This is a genomic window from Intestinirhabdus alba, from assembly GCF_009711095.1.
GTDB classification, from domain to species: Bacteria; Pseudomonadota; Gammaproteobacteria; order Enterobacterales; family Enterobacteriaceae; genus Intestinirhabdus; species Intestinirhabdus alba.
Genome location: NZ_WMJZ01000029.1, coordinates 1 through 21085, shown reverse-complemented (window position 1 = coordinate 21085; position 21085 = coordinate 1). Strand labels below are relative to the sequence as shown.

Annotated in this window: 24 protein-coding genes and 2 pseudogenes; 22 read left to right on the top strand and 4 right to left on the bottom strand. The window is 53.5% G+C overall.

The genetic code is table 11. From position 1 onward, the window contains the following. Window positions 1-61: 61 nt before the first annotated feature. The 6 genes and pseudogenes from GJV78_RS17860 to GJV78_RS17835 all read left to right on the top strand — a co-directional run bounded on the left by GJV78_RS17860 (window position 62) and on the right by GJV78_RS17835 (window position 6528). Window positions 62-610: a hypothetical protein gene (locus GJV78_RS17860; RefSeq protein WP_230979178.1), complete on the top strand. Its 549-nt coding sequence runs from the start codon at window positions 62-64 to the stop codon at window positions 608-610. Between the two features lies 1 nt (window position 611). Continuing rightward, window positions 612-1205 (top strand): hypothetical protein, encoded by a 594-nt coding sequence (locus GJV78_RS17855; protein WP_155109606.1) that lies wholly within the window; start codon window positions 612-614, stop codon window positions 1203-1205. Between the two features lie 31 nt (window positions 1206-1236). Beyond that, window positions 1237-3723 carry a phage tail tape measure protein gene (locus tag GJV78_RS17850; protein WP_155109605.1) on the top strand — a complete coding sequence of 829 codons (2487 nt, stop codon included), beginning with the start codon at window positions 1237-1239 and terminating at the stop codon, window positions 3721-3723. Between the two features lie 88 nt (window positions 3724-3811). Beyond that, window positions 3812-5143: pseudogene (locus GJV78_RS17845) on the top strand (replication endonuclease); the annotation flags it as partial. Between the two features lie 115 nt (window positions 5144-5258). Next, window positions 5259-5441, top strand: a pseudogene (locus GJV78_RS17840) (DinI family protein); the annotation flags it as partial. A 148-nt stretch (window positions 5442-5589) separates the two neighbouring features. After that, window positions 5590-6528, top strand: a complete 939-nt coding sequence (locus GJV78_RS17835) for a DNA cytosine methyltransferase (RefSeq protein ID WP_155109604.1) — start codon at window positions 5590-5592, stop codon at window positions 6526-6528. On the opposite strand, the gene GJV78_RS17830 is transcribed toward GJV78_RS17835, so the two are convergent. The 4 genes from GJV78_RS17830 to GJV78_RS17815 form a co-directional block, all read right to left on the bottom strand. Next, window positions 6525-7454, bottom strand: coding sequence for a hypothetical protein (locus tag GJV78_RS17830; RefSeq protein WP_116804679.1), 930 nt, complete (start codon window positions 7452-7454; stop codon window positions 6525-6527). The genes GJV78_RS17835 and GJV78_RS17830 overlap by 4 nt on opposite strands. Further along, window positions 7454-8533 (bottom strand): ParB/Srx family N-terminal domain-containing protein, encoded by a 1080-nt coding sequence (locus tag GJV78_RS17825; RefSeq protein WP_116804680.1) that lies wholly within the window; start codon window positions 8531-8533, stop codon window positions 7454-7456. Before GJV78_RS17825 ends, GJV78_RS17830 begins: the two co-directional genes overlap by 1 nt. Window positions 8534-8936: 403 nt before the next feature. Beyond that, window positions 8937-9974 carry a phage portal protein gene (locus GJV78_RS17820; RefSeq protein ID WP_155109603.1) on the bottom strand — a complete coding sequence of 346 codons (1038 nt, stop codon included), beginning with the start codon at window positions 9972-9974 and terminating at the stop codon, window positions 8937-8939. Next, window positions 9974-11743, bottom strand: coding sequence for a terminase ATPase subunit family protein (locus tag GJV78_RS17815; protein ID WP_155109602.1), 1770 nt, complete (start codon window positions 11741-11743; stop codon window positions 9974-9976). The genes GJV78_RS17820 and GJV78_RS17815 overlap by 1 nt, the downstream gene beginning before the upstream one ends. 164 nt (window positions 11744-11907) lie before the next feature. Here GJV78_RS17815 and GJV78_RS17810 point away from each other — a divergent pair, with 164 nt between their 5' ends. From GJV78_RS17810 to GJV78_RS17740, 16 genes are all read left to right on the top strand, one after another. Further along, window positions 11908-12771 (top strand): GPO family capsid scaffolding protein, encoded by an 864-nt coding sequence (locus GJV78_RS17810; RefSeq protein WP_155109601.1) that lies wholly within the window; start codon window positions 11908-11910, stop codon window positions 12769-12771. A 31-nt stretch (window positions 12772-12802) separates the two neighbouring features. Then, complete coding sequence (locus tag GJV78_RS17805; RefSeq protein ID WP_155109600.1) at window positions 12803-13963, top strand: phage major capsid protein, P2 family; 1161 nt, start codon at window positions 12803-12805, stop codon at window positions 13961-13963. Window positions 13964-13966: 3 nt separating this feature from the next. Then, window positions 13967-14725 carry a phage terminase small subunit gene (locus GJV78_RS17800; RefSeq protein WP_155109599.1) on the top strand — a complete coding sequence of 253 codons (759 nt, stop codon included), beginning with the start codon at window positions 13967-13969 and terminating at the stop codon, window positions 14723-14725. Between the two features lie 97 nt (window positions 14726-14822). After that, window positions 14823-15323, top strand: a complete 501-nt coding sequence (locus GJV78_RS17795; RefSeq protein WP_000177981.1) for a head completion/stabilization protein — start codon at window positions 14823-14825, stop codon at window positions 15321-15323. Further along, a complete protein-coding gene (locus tag GJV78_RS17790) occupies window positions 15323-15526 on the top strand; it encodes a tail protein X (protein ID WP_001100637.1) in 204 nt (67 codons plus the stop codon). The genes GJV78_RS17795 and GJV78_RS17790 overlap by 1 nt, the downstream gene beginning before the upstream one ends. Next, on the top strand, window positions 15517-15738 hold the full coding sequence (locus GJV78_RS17785; RefSeq protein ID WP_000524754.1) for a phage holin family protein: 222 nt from the start codon (window positions 15517-15519) through the stop codon (window positions 15736-15738). The genes GJV78_RS17790 and GJV78_RS17785 overlap by 10 nt, the downstream gene beginning before the upstream one ends. Continuing rightward, window positions 15722-16231, top strand: coding sequence for a lysozyme (locus GJV78_RS17780; protein WP_000534554.1), 510 nt, complete (start codon window positions 15722-15724; stop codon window positions 16229-16231). Before GJV78_RS17785 ends, GJV78_RS17780 begins: the two co-directional genes overlap by 17 nt. Further along, window positions 16228-16641, top strand: a complete 414-nt coding sequence (gene lysB / locus GJV78_RS17775) for an Rz-like lysis system protein LysB (protein WP_155109597.1) — start codon at window positions 16228-16230, stop codon at window positions 16639-16641. The genes GJV78_RS17780 and lysB overlap by 4 nt, the downstream gene beginning before the upstream one ends. Continuing rightward, window positions 16541-16786, top strand: coding sequence for an Rz1-like lysis system protein LysC (lysC, locus tag GJV78_RS23705; protein ID WP_230979177.1), 246 nt, complete (start codon window positions 16541-16543; stop codon window positions 16784-16786). The genes lysB and lysC overlap by 101 nt, the downstream gene beginning before the upstream one ends. Then, on the top strand, window positions 16749-17216 hold the full coding sequence (locus tag GJV78_RS17770; protein WP_155109596.1) for a phage tail protein: 468 nt from the start codon (window positions 16749-16751) through the stop codon (window positions 17214-17216). Before lysC ends, GJV78_RS17770 begins: the two co-directional genes overlap by 38 nt. Further along, a complete protein-coding gene (locus tag GJV78_RS17765; protein ID WP_155109595.1) occupies window positions 17209-17658 on the top strand; it encodes a phage virion morphogenesis protein in 450 nt (149 codons plus the stop codon). Before GJV78_RS17770 ends, GJV78_RS17765 begins: the two co-directional genes overlap by 8 nt. Before the next feature lie 68 nt (window positions 17659-17726). Next, window positions 17727-18368, top strand: coding sequence for a phage baseplate assembly protein V (locus GJV78_RS17760; protein ID WP_155109594.1), 642 nt, complete (start codon window positions 17727-17729; stop codon window positions 18366-18368). Further along, a complete protein-coding gene (locus tag GJV78_RS17755) occupies window positions 18365-18712 on the top strand; it encodes a GPW/gp25 family protein (RefSeq protein WP_155109593.1) in 348 nt (115 codons plus the stop codon). The genes GJV78_RS17760 and GJV78_RS17755 overlap by 4 nt, the downstream gene beginning before the upstream one ends. A gap of 4 nt (window positions 18713-18716) precedes the next feature. Continuing rightward, window positions 18717-19625, top strand: a complete 909-nt coding sequence (locus GJV78_RS17750; protein WP_155109592.1) for a baseplate assembly protein — start codon at window positions 18717-18719, stop codon at window positions 19623-19625. Then, a complete protein-coding gene (locus GJV78_RS17745) occupies window positions 19618-20229 on the top strand; it encodes a phage tail protein I (protein WP_155109591.1) in 612 nt (203 codons plus the stop codon). Before GJV78_RS17750 ends, GJV78_RS17745 begins: the two co-directional genes overlap by 8 nt. After that, the coding region (locus GJV78_RS17740; RefSeq protein ID WP_155109590.1) for a phage tail protein at window positions 20226-21085 on the top strand (860 nt) is incomplete at its 3' end. The genes GJV78_RS17745 and GJV78_RS17740, both read left to right, overlap by 4 nt.

Sequence of the window (21085 nt, the reverse complement as noted above, 5' to 3'; positions counted from 1 at the left end):
AGATATCAATATTGGTAACTGGAAAACTATTGAGATATTCCGGGCGGGAACACATACCGCGATGGCGGGGCAGGAAATCAGCTTTTCCGACGAGGATATCGACAACATGGCAGCGGCTTATAACGGCTATCATCGCGCGGGTTATGGTGCGCCACTGTGTCTGGGGCATCCGGCCAGTAACAGCCCCGCCTATGGCGAAACCACCGGACTGATAAGCAAGAATGGCAGGCTTTTCGCACTGGTAAAACCGGATGATACCCTGCTGGGGCTGGTACGCTCAGGGCATTACAAGAAAGTGTCTGCGTCATTCTATAAACCCGGCGAGGCCAGCAACCCGGCTGGCACCGGAGCCTGGTATCTTCGCCATATCGGTTTTCTCGGCTCACAGCCGCCAGCCGTTAAAGGGCTGGAGCAGGTGGAGTTTATGGAAAGCGCTTACCCGGTCTGTTTTGGTCACAATGAATCACACGTTTATTTCTCAGAGTTCGACGGCATAGCTGATAGCCAGAGAGCAGCACAGCACCTTTTAATAAAGGATGTGAGCGAAGCCTGCAACGTCTCCTATTCCGAAGCGCTCACCCTCACCACACCTTTTATCTGGAGTTATTAAAATGAAACCTGTTATTTCCCTCATTGAAGCACTGAACGCCGTTAAAAATAACCTTACCTCCCTGAATGAGCAGAAAGAAAAGCTCTCTCGTCGCATTGGTGATATTAATGGCGAAATAACCGCATTACAGGATATGCCGTTATCACTTAATGATTACTGTTCCTTTATTCCTGAATATATTGAGCGATTCGGGCAGGAAGAATACCGGTCATTCAAGCATGCTCTTTGCAACGGTTCCGGCAGTGAAGGAAACGCCGAACGCTGGGGCAATCTTGAGAGTGAGAACGGCGATATTTCCGGCCTGTTCCGTCTGGTGGGGCTGGGTGGAAACATCTCCCCGGCTGATACCGGGATGGCGGTTATGCGCAAGCTCTGCTTTTTCTTCCCGGATGTGGTCGCCAACCGACTGACCGAAGCACTTGAGAAGGATAAAAGCGTGGCATGGGGTAATGACAAACTTCCCTCACTGGCAGAGCGCCGTAAGACCGTGGCGGCACTGGTTAGCGAACGCACCGGGCTTGAAAGTGAACTGGCAGCCGTCAGCGAAGAAATTGCCGGGATTACCGGAATCAGCGGCCTGTCCCTGACTGAATGACGCCCACCGAGCCACTCAACCGGAGTGAACCATGAGCAATAATTTTTCTGTTGGTGTGATGATTGGCGGTATTGTCGGGAGCAGCTTCCGTTCCGCCGTCAGCGGTACACGGCGGGCGCTGGATTCTCTCGGCGACACATCGCGCCGACTGACGGAGCAGCAAAGCAGCCTGTCACGCGCCATGCAGCGTTACGGTCAGGTGGGTTCTGGCGTAGCCTCACGTCTGAACAATGACCTGCAACGGGTCGGCAGAACGCTGGAGCAACTCAACCGCCAGCAGTCCCGCCTGTCGGCAGCGTCTGCCACAACCGATGCCCTGAGAGCCAACCGGATGGCGCTTTATGGTCAGGGGATTGAGACGTGGGCGCAGGCCAAAGCCGCTTACAGCCTCGTTTCCCCGGCGATTCAGCAGTCAGCCTCGTTCGACGACAAGATGATTGATATGTCAATCACGGCGAAATATAACGATAAAACCCGCGCAGGACTGGGTCAGCAAATCCGTGACTGGTCGCTAAAATACAACCAGTACCAGAGCGACTTACAGGAGGCCGTCGGTTCGCTTATCAGTGACAATATCGACAGCGTGTCCGAAATTGGCAGCTTCATGCCCAATATAGCCCGCGCCGCCACTGCCACCCGTACCACCGGGACGGAATGGGCGAAGGTTGCCGCCGTCTGGAAAAACTCAATGAATGGCAGCGCTAAAGAATTTGCCAAAGTACAGAACATCATGGCCTTTGCAGGCGACCAGGGGTCTTTTGAAATCCCTGACCAGGTGAAATGGATGCCATCTCTTGCCCCGATGATGCGCGGTATTGCCGAAGGCAAAGAGGCGATGGCGGAAATCGGAGCGAGTTTACAGATAGCCCGAATTGGTGCCGGGTCATCTGACGAGGCTGGTAACAACTTCCGTAACTTCCTCACCAAGATTTTTGCCCGCGACACGCAGAAACAGTTTGCCGATATCGGGATTGACCTTCAGGGGTCACTGATGGCTTATAAATCTGCTGGCGTCTCGCCTATTGAGGGCATGATAAGTGTCATGGGCAGGTATCTGGAGGCCAAAAGCCCGGAAGCGCTGGCAGGCTTCAAGAAAGCAATGAAAATCAAGGACGATAACTCCCGCGACCTTGCATTACAGGAACTGGCGAAGAATTTCGGGCTGGGTGAGATGTTCGCTGATATGCAGGTCATGGCGTTTGTCCGTCCGATGCTTGCCAACATGGACAAGTACCGCGAAATCAGGGCGGGCGCACTTAAGGCGGCGGATAAAGACCTGCTGGCCTCCTCTTACACGGAGCGGCTGAAATCGCCACTGGAAGCGACCAAAGCGCTGATGGTCAGCACCCGCGAACTGTCCATTACCCTCGGCAGTCAGCTATCCCCCTCGTTTGTGTCCATGACACAGCAACTAATCCCGCTGATTCATTCCACCGGGCAATGGATAGCACAACACCCCGGCATTGTTCAGGGTGTGGCGAAAACCGTTGGTGCACTGCTGGGGCTGAAAATTGCCACTGTCGGGCTGAAACTCGGCCTGAATCTGCTGGTATCACCGTTCGCCGGGTTGTGGAAAAACGCCGTACTGCTGCGCACTAACTGGCTGTTGCTCAAAACAGCCCTGAGCGACGGCGGCAAGCTGCGCTGGCTGGCTACCGGATTCAGTACCGTGGCGAAGGGAGCCGGAATGCTGGGTAAAGCGCTGGCGGGAGGTCTGTTCAGGGGGGTAATGGTCGTCGCAAAAGCCTTTCTCTGGTTTGGTCGGGCGCTGCTGATGAATCCCATAGGCATTGCGATAACTGTCATTGCCGGAGGCGCATACCTGATTTACCGCAACTGGGGCGCGATAAGTCGATGGTTCTCACAGCGATGGGAGGAAGTCAAAACGGCCTTTAACGGCGGGGTTCTCGGTGTCAGTAAGCTAATCCTGAACTGGTCGCCGCTGGGGCTGTTCTACAAGGCATTTGCGGGGGTAATGAAGTGGTTTAACATCGACCTTCCCGGCCAGTTTACGGAGTTTGGCGGCCATCTGATTGACGGGTTGGTGAACGGTATCAAAAATAAGTGGGAGTCACTTAAAAGCACTGTCACCGAAATGGGCGATAGCGTTGGCGGCTGGTTCAAGGAAAAGCTGGGGATACACTCGCCAAGCCGTGTATTTATGGGCTTCGGGTCGAATATCTCACAGGGTGCCGCTATCGGTCTCCAGAGGACTATCCCACTTGCAGCACTCGCAGGGCAGCGACTGGCAGAGGAAATGATACCGGAGGTTCCCCGCCTTCCTCCACCGGAGATTATGAGAGCAGGGTATTCGGGACAGGGAGCGGGAATTACAGCCAGAGGCACCAGAGGGGGAACATCTGGCGGCGGGATTAACGTAGTTAACAATATCTATATTGATGGCAAGAACAAGGCACCAGCGTCGGATGTAGCTAATGCGCTTAAGCTGTCCATTCCTGAACTGGAAAGAGCACTGGAAACCATTCTTGCCCGTAAGCGCCGGGTTGCTTACGACTGATAATCTGTAATTCCTTTGCCGTATATGAAAAGCCGCACCGTGTCATTTATCTCACGGATTGCGGCTTTTTTATCGCGCGGTGGATCACCGTGGGTTTGAAAATATCTGCAATGAGCTCGGTTATGTCGGAGAGTTTTACACCCTGACCGCACCGTCTAAATATCACGCCACCACCAAAGCGGGCTACCGTAATAGAAAATGGAACGGTGCCAGCCCGTCGGACACGCAGAGCTATCTAACCGGCCTTTGGGCACGCATACGAGCCAAGCTACACCGGGAGGAAATTCGCATTTTCGGCATCCGTGTTGCCGAGCCTCATCACGACGGAACGCCTCACTGGCACATGCTTATGTTCATGTTGCCGGAAGACGTCGAGCGCGTGCGCCTAATCATTCGCGATTATGCGTGGGAGGAAGACCGTCACGAACTGAGAAGTGATAAGGCCAAAAAGGCGCGTTTTCATGCCGAGGCCATTGACCCGGAAAAGGGCAGTGCTACCGGCTATGTCGCTAAATACATATCTAAAAATATCGACGGTTATGCTCTCGATGGTGAAGCCGACGATGAAAGTGGTGAGTTGTTGAAAGAGACTGCTCCCGCCGTTTCAGCATGGGCGGCGCGTTGGCACATCCGTCAGTTTCAGTTTATCGGTGGAGCGCCGGTGACGGTCTACCGTGAGTTGCGTCGTCTCGCTGATACCGAGACCGCGCACGGCCTGAGCATTGAGTTCGCCGCCGTTCATGACGCAGCCGATGCCGGTGACTGGGCTGGCTATGTTAACGCGCAGGGTGGTCCGTTTGTTCGCCGTGACGATTTACAGGTACGTACATTGTATGAGCCTCGAACTGAATTTAATCAGTATGGCGAAGAAACTGTGTGTATCAAAGGCGTCTACGATGCCTCGATAGGTGCTGGCTCTCCTATTCTAACTCGGCTCACTCAGTGGAAGATTGTTCCAAAACGTGCCGTTGATTTGGCCGTTGACGTTAAGGGCGCTCCTGCGCCCTCTCGGAGTTCTGTCAATAACTGTACGGGAAGCGAAAGCGATCCACCGATATTGGATTTGATAAAACCCCTGAGTCGGCGCGAAAGACGTGAGCTAACGACACGGCTCAGGAAACCAAAACCAGCAATGCGGCGAAAATTCATCCACGGAACGGATGAGCAAAATACAGCTATAGCGAAAACTATCGACGAAATACATCTGACAACCGGCATCAATATCAACCGGGGCGAAGCCTTGCACCTGATGGCGGGGGGTAAAAGTTGCTTTGATGGTAAATGGTTGCGAGGAACGACCACAGGAGAAATATTTACCGCAGCGTCATCATATCAGGCTAAAGCTAAGGAGCATCAGACCAAAGCTACAGAAATCCTCAATCGTGTTGCGGCTTTAGCTGAACTGGCAACGAAAATATAACCGTTAATATTCATCCATATCATGTACATACAGTGTATTTACTGCTTTTTTTCTTCACATTTTTTATCAATACGTGCTACTGTATGTTTATACAGTATCTCGTTGTGGAGGTTGTGTGGATAGAGAGTTAAGTGAGCACGTTATGATTGAGCGGGTCGAAATGATTGCGCGGCTGACGGCTGAAGGGACTTGTCAGGAAAGAGATCGTGAAATTGCACTTGGGCTGATAGCTGAACTTGCTAAAGGAAACTTGATGAAAAACAGTTCGTTTTCAATAGTGTTCTCTGCTAAACCCATTGAAAAATAATGACTAAATAAATTCGATATTTTTCCCTTTGAATGTGGCCACATTTACTAAAACGTGAGAATATCAAGCCTTGGCGAAATCTTGCTTTTTTCCAAGGCCTGTTTCGCTATAATACGCGGTCGGTTTTTAGGAGGGGTCAATGCCAACTGTAGTGTCGCTTTTTTCTGGGTGTGGTGGTTCTGATGCTGGAGTCTTGAGGGCAGGGTTCGATGTGCTCATGGCAAATGACATTCTACCTTACGCTCGAGATGTATACTTGGCTAACCACCCAGAAACCAATTACGTTTTGGGGGATGTTTCTGCTATTGAATCGTTTCCATCTGCCGATTTGTTAGTCGGTTGCTACCCTTGTCAGGGGTTTAGCCAAGGTGGGGTTCGAAAAGCTGACAGGAAAATTAACACACTGTACTTAGAATTCGCTAGGGCTCTCAGAATCGTTAAGCCTAAAGCGTTCATTGTCGAAAATGTTTCTGGTATGGTGAGAAGCAACTTTGAGCATTTACTGAAAGATCAGTTTAAAGTTTTCGAAGAGGCTGGCTATAGAGTTAAGTCTCAGATTTTAAATGCCTCACACTTTGGTGTTGCTCAGGACCGTAAGCGTATTTTTATCGTTGGCATACATGAAAAATTTGGGTTGGATTTTACATTTCCTACAGCAACTCATGGTGATGGATTGAAAAAGGTGACTACTATCCGTGATGCGATAGGCACTTTACCTGAGTGGCCAGTAGGTGAGTTTTATGACGCTGATTTCCATTGGTATTATTTATCCAGAAACCGTCGCCAGGATTGGGATCAAATTTCCAAAACCATAGTTGCTAACCCAAGACATATGCCTTTGCACCCGATTAGCCCGACTCTTGAAAAAATGGGGCCTGATAAATGGCAATTTACATCAAATGACCGTGCTCGGCGCTTTAGTTTTCGTGAGGCTGCTTATCTGCAAGGATTTGGTGATTTAGTTTTCCCAGAAACAGAACGGGCATCTATGAATATGAAGTATACCGTTGTAGGGAACGCCGTACCGCCTCGTTTGTTTGAAGCGGTTGCGCGTTCACTGCCTAATATTTGGGATTAGCTCAATACATAATTCATAGCCACTAAGTCATCAACAAACGTTAAATTGTCTTGGTGGTTAATATTTGCGTATTTTTTAGTTAAATTCACTAATCTAAGCCTATCAACAAAGATCGCAGCACCAAAATCGCTTCTGTGAGCCCAGTCGCGATTATGCCATCTTAAGTCTTGAGGAAGAAAGTAATATGTTGACCATGGATGTAAGGCTGGGAGCAAATTCCATAATTTCGCTGGAGTAGCTTCAAGTTGTTTAACTACCCATTCTGTTTTTGAACATCCGCATTGAGCAAGGGCAATAGGTATAGATTCGCGATTGTCTCCCATATCATGCCAGGCGAGTATATCAATCCCTCCATCTCCTCGGTCATTGGGTTTAAAATCTTCGATTACAAAATTGGCCTTACATCTGAAGTCTTGAGCTATTTTTGTAAGTTTATCAAAAAGCAATCCAGTATAATGGCCAGCATTACCCGCACTAGCCCAACAATGTTTAACTGTTGCTCCTACCGGCATAAGCGCTTCAAATACAGGGTAGCTTATTTTTTCAAATGCACCTGTAAATATGTCACGGCAGTCATTTTCTATATATTTTATATTAGCACAGGCTAGGAGAGCTATATATAATTTTTCATTCTGATTGTAATCAGCTATGTTTTGCTTTTTTAGAAATAAAGTGTCTCTATCTTCGGAGAAATAGAACGGGTAATCATTCCCAAAAAGGCTAATTCTTGTATCAATAAACGTAGCAGCAAAATTCCATTTTTCGTCAGAATATGTACGTGACTTTGGATTCGCTTGAGACCTGAAGAGACTAGCCAGTTCTCCTCGACTGAAGCATTTATCAGTACTCACTGTTGCCCATAATTCTAAATAGTCACCCCATAAATATGACTCGTTATCGGGCAATGAGTCCATGCGAAAAATCATTATTCATCTTCCTCACGGATGCTTTCAATTTGTTTTTTGATTTTACGCGCTATGGATAATATTTCACCAGAGCGATATTCGTGGTTTTCAGTGAAGGAATTTGTGTTGAGAAGCATATCCCAAACAATTCTTAGGCGAGACTCCGCTTGGTCTAAAGCTTGGTCCAAAGCTTCCTCATGACCATTTGTGTAGAGATAAGCCTCTTCAATATTTTTAGACTTTATTAGGTTGTCTACTGCTGCCTCATTAGCAACTATTGTTGAAAGGTCTTTTATTTTTCGACTTTCGCCAATAATGGTATCACCTTGCTGGTCTCGCACAAAAAACCAAGCAAAGATTTTCTCAAGATTTTCCTCTTTTAAGTTTTCAGCAGATAAATCCTTTCTATCATCTAGGCCCAACCAATCTGTAATGTTAGTGTAACCAAGAGCCGTTGTTATGTAAGAAAAGTCAACGTCATTTTCATTCATATGCAAATTATAGAATTTTTTATCAGCAGCAGTTTCGTATAACTTGAGTGCAGTTAATAAAAGTCCAACGTAATAAGATTTACTGCCAATTTCTTTAGCTAAAGATTTTAAAAGAGATTCCTTATCCGCACCTTGATAAAATGTTTCGCTCAGCTCTTTGAGATACTTGGCTTTAGAAAGTGCATCCCATTCTTTTACGCCTGTAATGTGTCTATAACCAATATAACGCAATACATCTTCACGTTTTTTGTAGACGAGGCAAGGCAATCTTGTTGGTTTATAAGTAGCTTCATCTTGAATTAGTTGAACGCTTTTTTCTTTTCTTTTAGGTGGTAAGAGTTCGCTATTTAGCAGCTTTACGGCTGCGAGGCGACGGTTACCCTCAACCACAACATATTTTTTTCCAGAACTGACAACTAAAAGTGGTTCACCGGGAAAGTAGTCTTGCTCTCCAATGGAGAGCATCAAATCTTGCACGCTTTCATCATCAAGCATTTCCTCAATGACGGCATTTTCGGAACCAGCTCTATCATTTAGCCGGTAGAAACGTGGGTTTTCAGGATCAAAATCCAGTTCTTCCGTGTTTATGTATCTGATTTCGTTGCTCATAATTTTATTTTTACACTGATATAAAGATGACTCGCTACAGCATAACCGCTTGTTTAGCGTCTGTCATTATGATACGCGCAGAGGAGGTGCAGCTTTATGCATGATTTTGCATTCAGTTTTATTGTGGGATTTTGCACGCAAGCACCAGAGCTAGCACAGTTTAGGTAGGGGGATGCACTTGCATTGAAACCGACCCATAAAGCGGGCAGGCGTGGCGGGGATAGCATTGCGCGCTGAGGCGGGTATTTATTTTATTTTTCCAGCGCCTGAGCGCGCCCCTGTGGCGTTATTATGGTTGCGGGTGAGTAACGAGGTGAAGCGAAGCGGCGACGGCGTGTCGTGGCGCTGAGAGCGTTGTGTGCGGTGGGGGCAAAGCCGCCACGACGGGCGGCTGTGGGTGGGGTTACTCGTCGTCGCCGAGGCTGTATTTTTCAAAGCGGATAATTTCTTCACCCGCCCATTCGTTCAACTCCATAAACCGCGCCTGTAGTGGGGTCAGCTCGTTACGCACAAAGACCTTTGCCACCTTCTCGACGTCACCCACTGAGCCGACGTTCTCGGGCTTACCGCCCATAAGCTGGAATGGGATGCGGTGCGCGTCGAGCAGGTCAGCGGCGCTGACTTTCTTGATATTAAAAAAATCATCCTTCGTGGCGACTTCGCTCAGTGGCACAATTTTAATCCCGTCTGCTTTACCGTTCGGCGCGTAGAAAAAAAGGTTCTTAAAATTGCCGAGCCCTTTCGAGTCGCGCATCGCCTTTCGCAGCGCCTCGACGTCGGTGCTGCTTTGCGCGGCGTCGGTCACATACATGATGTAACCCGCATGCGCGCCGTTCTGGTAATACTTGCGACGGAACAGGGTCGCCGATTCATTCAGCCAGGCTGAATTGAGTGCGCTCAGGTATTCCGGCATCCCGTAAAGCTCCTGATTAATATCGGGCTCGAGCAGGTGGAAGACGGAACCGGGCGCGAACTGGTGCGGCTGTGTGTAGCTCTGAATGTACCAGTAAACGTCATCCTCGATGCCACGGCGGGTGTATTTCGCCGGTGAGGTTTCCAGTTTTAACGGCTTGCCGGTCAGGCTGCGACGCTCTTCGATAAACGCATTACCAAACACCAGATAGTCGAGCGCAAACCGGGTGAAGTCCTGACGGGATAACAGCGGGTGCGGGATGTAGGTCGACACCAGAATGTTACGCTTCACGTAAATCGGCGAGCTGTGATGCACGGCGGCGCGCATGCTCTTCGCCAGCCCGGAAAAGCTCACCGGCGGCTCGTACCACTGGCCGTTATCGATACACTCGACATAATCGAGAATATCGCGGCGATCGAGTACCGGCGTCGGCTCACCAAAGGTGAATGCTTCCATGCTCTGCGCCGGTGCGGCGGTGTGGTTTTGGGGACGTGGCTGCTGCTGGCGCTTGTTGCGTTTCTTGCTCATTAGTTCCACTCCATGATGCTGGATGACTGCTCACCGGTCGCGGCGGTCAGCGGCTCATTGATTAATACGTGCATGGTTGCCCAGGCGAGATCGGCGTGACTGGCTTCCTCGGTGCGGCTGGCCTCATAGGTCGAGCTGCGCCCGCTGCTGGTCATGGTTTTGCGGATAGACATAAACGACTGCGTGATATCGGTCGCGCTGACGTCGTACTCGAGGCAACCGCGGCGAATGGTGTCTTTGGCTTTGAGCACCATCGCGGTTTTCATTTCCGGCGTGTAGCGGATTTCACGCGCGGCCGGGTAGAACGAGCGCACGAGCTGGAAAACGCCCTGACCGAGCCCGGTCGCATCGATGCCGATATATTCCACGGTGTATTTCTGCGTGAGCTCGCGAATGGATTCGGCCTGTTGGGCGAAGTCCATCCCTTTCCACTGGTGGCGCTCGAGGATGCGGAATTTGCCCCCGGCAACGACCGGCGGCGCGATGACGACGCACCCGGCACTGTCGCCACGTAATGACGGGTCGTAACCAATCCACACCGGGCGGTGACCGAATGGCCGGTCGGCAAATGGCGCGTAGTCCTCCCATTTCTCGAGGCTGTCGACCATGCAGCGTTGCAGCTCTTCGAACGGGAATACCGACGCTTTATCGTCGACGAACTCGCACATAAACAGGTTGCGGAACTCATCGACACTGTTCTCGCGCTTCAGCGTATCGATGTTAAACAGGGTGCACCCTTTGGCGAGTGCGTCCTCGATGGTGACAATCTGTCGCCACTGGCCGTCAGGACAGGCGACGCCCTTCGCGAGTGCGGCGTGACTGATATCGATATCGACGCGCTCGCTCTTGTCTGAGCGCCCCTTGTTGAACTGCTCACCCGACCAGAACGGGTAAGCGCCGTGCGCCAGCGATGAGGGGGTCGAAAAATAGGTCGTGCGTAAATGCTCCTGTGACGACATGCCCCCGGCGACGCGCTTCAGTTTCTGGAAGTTGGGGATCCAGAAAATTTCGTCGACATACAGGTCACCGTTGTGACTCTGTGCGGTGTTGGCATTGGTACCGAGAAACATCAGCTCTGCGCCATTGTTGCCGAGCACAATCGGGTCGCCGGAAAGCTCAACGCCCACCTGCCGGGCAAAGGCGATAATGTATTTTCGAAATACATAGGCCTGTGTCTTACTGGCCGACAAAAATATCTGGTTATGGCCGGTCTTCAGCGCCTGTAACAGTGCCTCACGTGCAAAATAGAACGTCGCGCCAATCTGTCGTGATTTCAGGATGTGCCTGATGCGGTGCGCCAGCCCCGCGCGCCACCATTCGAGCTGATAGTCGAAAGACTGCTCGAGGAAAATCTCTTCGAGTTTCTCGATAGCCTCTTCGCTGAAAAAGTTCTTTTTCGGCTTCTTCTTTTCCCCTTTGTTGCGGTTGGCCACGTTCGGGTTTAAATCCGCTTCGTTACCGGTCTGGCCGTAGCGGTTAACCCGCGCAAGGCGTTCCATCTGGCGCGCCAGAAAATCCGCGACCTTAAAGTCGTGAGCCGTCAGGTCAGGCTTTGCATAGAGCTGAATCAGTCGCGCCTCGAGCGTGAACCCGACCCGGTTTAACGGGGCGGTTTCTTCCCATTTATCGCGCTGTTTCCAGCTCTGCACCGTGGGGCGCTTGACCTGTAACTGCTCCGCGATTTGTGGCACGGAATAGCCCTGCCAGAACAAAAGCGCGGCCTGTCGTCGCGGGTCGCTGAGTAGTGATGTGTCGTTGGTAGTGGTCATAAAACCTCACTGTGATGAGTACACGGCAAGGCTAAAGATTCAGGGGGGATGAATCGCTAACCCCCTGTTGTGTCAGGGGGTGCACTTCTGTAACCGGTGGCTGACGAGGGAGGGAGTCGGGAAACTACATCCGACCCGATAACCCAACTCAGGACACCTGACTCATGGCTAAAAAAATTTCGAAATGGTTTCGCATCGGCGTCGAGGGGGACACCTGCGACGGTCGCGTCATCAGTGCGACCGATATTCAGGAAATGGCCGACGGCTTTGACCCGCGCGTCTACGGCTGTCGCATTAACCTCGAGCATATCCGCAGCGTTATTCCCGACAGCCCGTTTTGCCGCTATGGCGACGTCACGGAAGTGAAAGCAGAAGTGATCGACGACGATTCGGCACTTAACGGCAAGCTGGCGCTGTTCGGCAAAATTGCCCCGCTCGACAACCTGCTCGCGATGCTGGCGAAAGGCCAGAAGGTTTACACCTCGATGGAAATTCGTCCGAACTTTGCCAACACCGGCAAATGTCACCTCATCGGGCTGGCGGTAACCGATGACCCGGCGAGTCTCGGTACCGAATACCTGCAATTCTGTTCCCGCGCACAACAAAACCCACTGGCCGGGAAGAAAGACCAGCCGGGCGACCTGTTCTCAGTGGCAACCCTTGCCGAGCTGGAATTCGAAGACCTGCCCGACACCCTGCTGACCAAACTCAGCGACACCGTGAAAGGCATCTTCAGTCGTAAACAGACTGACGACGATGCGCGTTTCAGTGATGTACATGAAGCCGTGACCGCCATCGCCGAGCGGGTGCAGACCGGCGGCGAAAGCGCCGAGGTGCGTTTCAGTGCTATTGAAACCGAGCTTGCCGACGTCAAAAAAGCGCTGGCCGAACAGGCCGACGCCACCTCGCAGCAATTCAGCACCCTGACCACCACGCTGGAAAACACCGAAAGCAAATCACAGGCGCGCCGCAAGTTAAGCACCGGTGGTGACGGTGATTCAGCGGGCTCCACGCTGACTGACTGCTAACCCCTGATAACCCAGAAGGAATACAAAACTCATGCGTAAAGAGACCCGTTTTAAATTCAATCAGTACCTGAGCCGTATCGCCGAACTGAACGGCATCGCGACCAGCGACCTCGACAAAAAATTCACCGTCGAGCCGTCGGTGACGCAGACCCTGTTTGACAAAATCCAGCAGTCGTCCAGCTTCCTGAAGCTCATCAACATGGTGACGGTTGGCGAGCTGACCGAGGAAAAAGTCGGCATCGATGTGACCGGCTCCATTGCCAGCACTACTGATACCGACGGTGGCGTCGAGCGTAAGACCGCTGATTTCGCGAAAATGGATGCGTACCGCTATTTCTGTCATCCGGTGAACTTCGACTATCACCTGAAGTACAACAAGCTCGACCTGTGGGCGCGTTTTCAGGATTTCCAGATTCGGATCCGTAACGCCATCATCAAACGTCAGGCGCTGGATTACATCACCATCGGCTTTAACGGTATAAGCCGGGCGGCGACGTCTGACCGTAGCAAAAACCCGTTACTTCAGGATGTGGCTGTCGGCTGGTTGCAGAAATACCGCAACGATGCGCCTGAGCGCGTGATGTCCAGCGTCACCGACGCTGACGGCACCGTGATTTCGAATACCATCAAAGTGGGTAAAGGGGGGCATTACGCCAACCTCGACGCGCTGGTCATGGATGCTTTCGAGTCACTGGTCGCGGAAATTCACCGCGAAAACCCGGAAATGGTGGTCATCTGTGGTCGCCGTATCCTGACCGACAAATACTTCCCGATGATTAACAAATTCCAGGCGAACAGCGAACAGCTCGCCGGTGAGCTGATTATCAGCCAGAAAACCATCGGTCAGCTTCAGGCCGTGCGCGCGCCGTTCTTCCCGGCAAACAGCGTTTTCATTACCACGCTGGATAACATCTCGATTTATCTGTACGAGGACGGCCACCGCCGCCACATCGTCGAGAATCCGAAACTCGACCAGGTGGAAAACTACGAACAGGTCAAAGTCGATTTCGTTATCGAGGACTACGAGGCCGGTTGCCTGATTGAAAATATCGAGATCCTCGAGCCGGAAGAACCCGCCACCTCTGAACCAGTGAGCGCGGAAGTCTTCGCGGCGGCAATGGTCAAAGCGATGCAGTCTCTGACAGGCAGCGCACCGGCTGAAACCAGCACCACTGACGGCACGGAGGCATAACCGATGGCAACCCCCGCACAGCGTCACGCGATGCGGGTCTCGGCTATCAGGGCATCGCAGCGGGATAACGCCCCGCTGCGTCATGCCTCACCTTACGAGCAAATGCTCGTCAAGCTGGCCGCAGACCGCCGGACGCTATCAGCAATTCGTTCTAAAGAACGCAAAGCGGATAAAAAACGCGAATTACTCCCGCTGTACCTGCCGTGGGTCGCTGGCGTACTGGAAAGCGGCACTGGCGCACAGGATGACATTCTGATGACGGTGATGCTCTGGCGTCTTGATGCGGGGGATATCACCGGCGCGATTAAGATTGCGCGCTATGCCCTGCGTTTTGGCCTGTCTATGCCGGAAAACCATTCCCGACCCGCGCCTTACATGCTGGCCGAAGAGGTCGCGCTCGCGGCTCTCCGCGCCCGTATCGCCGGTGAGCCGGTCGACGCTGCGCAACTGCTCGAGGTCATCGGGCTGACCGATGCCGCCGATATGCCTGACGAAGTGCGCGCCCGATTGCATAAGGTCACCGGTCTGACCCTGCGTGATGCCGGTCAGCTTCCTGATGCACTGGCGCACCTGCAACGCGCCTTACAGCTCGATACCAACGCCGGGGTAAGAAAGGACATTGAGACCCTCACTCGTGAGCTGAACCCGAAACCGGTCGCTGTCAAAAAAACGGTGCCGAAAGCCGCGAAAAAGGCACCCGCGAAAAAACAAGATTCACCGGTGAAACGAGGGCGGGGACGCCCGAAGAAAGTCACCGGTTAACAGAACGCGCCCCGCGCCGGGCGGCACGCTGGTCAATGTCGGTGATTCACCGTAACTGCGACCGGCGTCCACCGCCCACCTATTTACTGAGGTACTCATGACCATGATTGTGATGAATAACCCGGCGCAACAGCGCGACCCGATGGTCATCCCGCCGGTGCCGGTCGACGAGCCGGTGATTAAAAACACGGCCTTTTTCCCGGATGTTGACCCGAAGCGCATGCGCGAAGAAATGCGCCTCGAGCAGACCGTGACGCCGGTGCGTCTGCGCCGGGCGATTAAAACCGCGATGGCCGAGACCAACGCCGAGTTAACCGACTGGCGCGACCTTCAGCTCGCCGCCGGTTACGCGCGACTTGAGGATGTGCCGACGGATGAACTCGACGGCGAAAGTGTGCGGGTTTTTCACTACTTCAACGCTGTTTGCTCGATGACGACCGCGACGCTGTACGAGCGTTACCGGGGCGTTGATGCCAGCGCCAAAGGTGACAAAAAGGCCGACAGCATCGATGACACCATCGATGAAATGTGGCGTGACATGCGCTGGTCGGTTGCCCGTATCCAGGACAAAGCGCGCTGCATCGTGGGGCAAATCTGATGAACGTCATCGCGCATCAGGGCGACACGCTCGACACGTTATGTCAGCGCCATTACGGGCGTACTGAAGGTGTGGTCGAGGCGGTATTGCTGGCTAATCCGGGGCTCGCCGAGCTGGGTGTCGTCCTGCCACATGGCACGGCGGTCAGTCTGCCTGAAGTCGACGCCGCACCGGTATCGGAGACCGTGAACCTATGGGACTGACTGTGGATAAAATTACAACCTTTCTGACCTACTGGCTGTCAGTGGTGCTGGCGTATTTCGGTACGCAGACGCCGGAACGGCTCGCGCTTTATGTCGGGGGAAGCTGCGCCATTTTTACCGCGCTGGTTAACTTCTGGTACCAGCGCAAGAAATACCGCTATCTCGTCTCGATGGGTATTGATAAGGGGGTTATTCGTGGGCTCATTCGTTAAACGTTGCAGTGTGGCCGTCGTGCTGGCGCTGGCGGCACTGGTGCCTGATTTTCGTTTGCTTCACACCTCGCCGGAGGGGCTCGCGCTGATTGCCGACCTCGAGGGTTGCCGGTTGCGCCCTTACCAGTGCAGCGCGGGTGTGTGGACGTCAGGCATCGGCCACACTGCCGGGGTGGTACCGAAACGGGATATCACCGAGAAGGAAGCCGCCGCGAATCTGGTCGCCGACGTGCTGAACGTTGAGAAACGACTCGCGGTCTGTGTGCCGGTGGACATGCCACCCGCCGTCTATGACGCGCTGGTCAGCTTCGCTTTTAACGTCGGCACCGGCGCGGCCTGTCGCTCGACGCTGGTGTATCACCTGAAACACCGGCAATGGTGGCAAGCCTGTGACCAGCTCACCCGCTGGGTGTTTGTGAATGGTGAGCGTAATACAGGGCTTGAAAACCGCCGCTTTCGTGAGCGCACTTACTGCCTGAAGGGGGCGAAATGAAAACGATAGTCGTGTTGTTAGTGCTGGCCGTGGCCGGGCTGCTCTGGATGCGCCACGAAAACACCAGTCTGACCCGCTCCTTTGAACGGGCGAACAAGGTTGCCGGTGAACAAAAAACGGTGATTACCATGCTGAAAAGCCAGCTTAAAACGGCCTCCCGTATTCGTGGGGAGAATGAAACCGCTCAGGTCTTACTGCGCGGTGAGCTCATCGATGCCGGAGCGCGGGCGCAACGCCGGGAACAGACCATTACGAGGTTACTCAATGAAAATGAACAGCTTCGCCGCTGGTATAGCGCTGATTTACCTGATGCTGTGCGCCGGTTGCACCAGCGCGCCGCCTGTGCCGACGCCAGTGATTGTTTACAACGCATGTCCGAAGGTCAGCCTTTGCCCGATGCCGGGAAGTGACCCGACCACCAATGGCGACCTGAGCGCGGATATACGCCAGCTCGAAAGCGCCCTCGAGCGCTGTGCACTTCAGGTCAGAACAATAAAAAATTGCCAGGATAAAATCGATGTACAAGCCGAAGAGTCTGCGAAAAGCCTTAACTGATGCCGTGCCGGTGCTGGCACGAAACCCCGATATGATGCGTGTCTTTATCGACAACGGGAATCTGGCCTCGACGCTGGCGACGTCGCTGTCGTTTGAGAACCGGTACACGCTTAATGTGGTGGTGACCGATTTCACGGATGATATCGAGCTGTTACTTGTCCCGATTCAGGCGTGGCTGCGCATCCATCAGGCTGACATTATGACAACCGATGAAGGGCGTAAAAAGGGATTCACCTATTTTGCCGATATCAACGACAACGACAGCGTCGATATCAGTATCAGCCTGATGCTGACCGAGCGCACTATCGTTAAAGAGCAGGGGGATAATCTTCACGTCGAACAGGCTGAAGAGCCGCAGCCGCCGGAACCCGTTACCCGACCAGTTGAGCTGTATGTTAACGGTGAGCTCGTGAGTCGCTTGCATGAATGACTTTAAACCCTTTGACGATAAGCTCGCGGGGCTGATAGCGGCGCTGTCACCTGCTGCCCGTCGCAGAATGGCCGCAGATATCGCGAAGACCCTGCGAGCCCGTCAACAGCGCCGGATTAAAACGCAGAAAGGCCCGGACGGCACACCTTACGCCGCCCGAAAACGCCAGCCGGTAAAAGCCAAAAAAGGCCGGGTTAAGCGGGAAATGTTCGCGAAGCTCCGCACCAGTCGCTTTATGAAAGCCACGGCGGGGAATGATGCGGCGGTCGTGGAATTTACCGGCAAGGTACAACGAATGGCGAATGTGCATCAGTTCGGCCTCAAGGATAAGCCTGGGCGAAACAGTACGCCGGTACAGTACGATGCCCGACCGCTCATCGGGTTTAATGACGAAGATCGTCAGGCCGTGGAGGAAATAATTATCGCTAAATTGTCCGTTTAGCGTTGTGTCATCGACAGTAAAACCCGCATCAATTGCCGCTCAGAGCACCGGGCGGCATCCTTCCTTGTATGAATACTCGCGCAACTCTTCAGGACGCTTTACGCCTCCTTCGCAACCTGATACGCACCGGCGTCGTCGTTGAAGTCGACCTCGATGACGGGCGCTGTCGCGTCCAGACTGGCGGCATTGTTACCGACTGGCTTCAGTGGCTGACCACACGCGCCGGTCGCTCACGTGTCTGGTGGGCTCCGTCTGTGGGTGAGCAGGTTTTACTGCTGGCCGTCGGTGGTGAGCTCGACACCGCTTTTGTGCTGCCCGGTATTTTCTCTGATGATCACCCAGCGCCGTCGGCGTCGGCTGATGCTTTTCACATCACCTTTCCTGACGGGGCTGTTATCGAGTACGAGCCGGAGACCGGCGCGCTGACCGTGAGCGGCATTAAAACCGCAGACGTAACGGCGTCGGATTCCATCACTGCGACGGTACCGCTGGTGACGGTGAAAGCCGAGACCCGCATCACCCTCGACACCCCGGAAGTGGTCTGCACCAACAAACTGACGACGGCGACGCTTGAGGTACAGCAAGGCGGGAAGATGAGCGGCGATATCGAGCACACCGGCGGCAAGCTCTCATCAAATGGCGTGGTGGTGGATGACCATGGTCACGGTGGTGTGCAAAGAGGTGGCTCCTGGACGGAGGACACGAAATGACGACCCGTTATATCGGTATGAACAGGAAGACAGGGCGCGCCATCACTGACGCCGATCACATCCGTCAGAGCTGTGGCGATATTTTGCGAACGCCGGTCGGCTCTCGCGTGATGCGCCGCGATTATGGCTCGCTGTTGTTCTCCCTGATTGATATGCCGCAGACCGACGCGCTGAGGCTGCAAATTATGTGCGCCTGTTATATGGCGCTGCTGAAGTGGGAGCCGCGCATCAGCATCAGCTCGCTGACGGTAGAACGTCAGTTTAACGGTCAGATGATTGTTGAGCTGACCGGCGAGACCCGGGACACCGGCAAAACCCTGTCACTGACTATCCCTGTGAGTTGAATTTATGGCAACCATCGACCTGAGCCAGCTCCCCGCGCCTGACGTTGTGGAAACGCTGGATTTTGAAACCATTCTCGCGGAACGCAAAGCGACGCTGGTCTCGCTTTACCCTGAAGAACAACAGGACGCTGTTGCGCGTACTCTCGCCCTTGAGTCTGAGCCACTGGTGAAGTATCTGGAGGAAAGCGCCTATCGGGAGGTTATCTGGCGTCAGCGTGTGAACGATGCGGCGAAAGGCTGCACACTGGCTTACGCGAGTAATAACGACCTCGATGTGATGGCCGGAAACAACAATACCGGGCGTCAGACCGTGACGCCCGCCGATGACAGCACTATCCCGCCAACACCCGCCGTCATGGAATCTGATACCGATTTACGGTTACGCGCACAACAGGCTTATGAAGGGCTCAGCGTGGCTGGTCCGGTCGGCGCATATGAATACCACGGTCGCAGCGCCGACGGTCGGGTCGCTGATATCTCGGTTGTCAGCCCGTCACCGGCCTGTGTGACCATCACCGTGCTGTCACGCGAGGATGACGGCACTGCATCCGATGACCTGCTGGCCGTTGTGGAAAAAGCGCTGAACGCTGAAGAGGTGCGCCCGGTTGGCGACAGGGTGACAGTGCAGAGTGCTGAAATCGTGCCGTATCAGATTGACGCCACGCTGTATTTTTATCCGGGGCCGGAGGCCGCGCCCATCCGTCAGGCCGCAGAGGAAAAACTGAAGACATACATCAGCGCACAACAGCGACTGGGCCGCGACATTCGTCAGTCGGCCATCTATGCCGCCCTGCACGTCGAAGGTGTGCAGCGTGTCGAGCTGGCCGCGCCACTGGCTGACATTGTGCTCAGTAAATACCAGGCATCCTGTTGCACCGAATACCGCATCGCTGACGGGGGTGCTGATGAGTAATAACCGGCTGTTGCCTGTTGGCTCATCGGTGCTCGAGGTCGCCGCCGCCCGCGCTGCCGCAGATATTGAGCGTGTGCCGGTACCGCTTCGCACGTTGTGGAACTGGCGCACCTGCCCGGTGCGGCTGCTGCCCTATCTGGCGTGGGCGTTTTCGGTTGACCGGTGGGATGAGAACTGGCCGGAGGTGACAAAACGCAGCGTCATCGCCTCGGCGTTTTTCATCCATGCCCACAAAGGCACTATCGCCGCCTTACGGCGCGTGGTGGAGCCGCTGGGCTATCTGATTGAGGTTAAGGAGTGGTGGGAGCTCAACGAAGAGCCCGGAACTTTCCGGCTTGTTGTTGGCGTACTCGAGACCGGCATCACCGATGAGATGTACCTCGAGCTCGAGCGCCTGATAGAAGGGGCAAAACCGGCAAGCCGACACCTGACCGGGCTCGCTATCAGCCTGAGCACCACCGGGCGCGCTTATGTGGGCGCAAGCTGCTATGACGGCGACCTGTTAACCGTTTATCCCTACGCCGCCGGGGAAATTGTCGTCGGTGGTGAGTTTTATCCGGCTTCGGCCATTCATCTGATTGATAACCTGCGAGTAAGCGCATGACGACTAAATATTTTGCCATCCTGACCAATCAGGGCGCGGCGCGACTGGCAAACGCGACCATGCTCGGTACAAAACTGAATATCACACAAATGGCTGTCGGTGATGGTAACGGCACGTTGCCGACGCCTGACCCGGCTCAGACAAAACTCATTAACCAGACCCGCATCGCGCCGATTAATTCACTGAGCGTGGATGCTCACGATGCCGGTCAGATTATTGCTGAACAAATTATCCCGGAAAATGAGGGCGGTTTTTTCATCCGTGAAATCGGTCTTTATGATGACGATGGCATTTTGATTGCTGTCGCCAACTGCCCGGAAACCTACAAGCCGTTACTGGCCGAGGGAAGTGGTCGAACGCAGACCATTCGCATGATTCTTGTTGTCTCGAGCACGTCGGCGATCACCTTAAAAATCGACCCGTCGGTCGTGCTGGCAACCCGAAAGTATGTTGACGATGCTGTCATCGAGGTGAAGAGCTACGTTGATGGACTAATGCGCAACCACGAACAGTCGCGCAATCATCCCGATGCAACCACTACCGCTAAAGGTTTTACGCAGCTTAACAGCAGTGTGACGGATGACCGCGAGACACAATCGGCAACCCCGAAAGCCGTAAAAATTGCGATGGACAATGCCAATGCACGGCTGGCTAAAGAACGCAATCTCGCCGATTTACCTAATCCGGCACTGGCGCGCCAGAATCTGCAACTTGGTGACAGCTCGACGAAAAACACCGGTACAACGGCCAATACTGTTGCGGCGGGTGATGATGCACGTATCACCGGCGCGATGCAGAAAAGCCAAAACGGCGCGGATATTCCAGATGTGGCGAAGTTTCTCCAAAACCTTGGTTT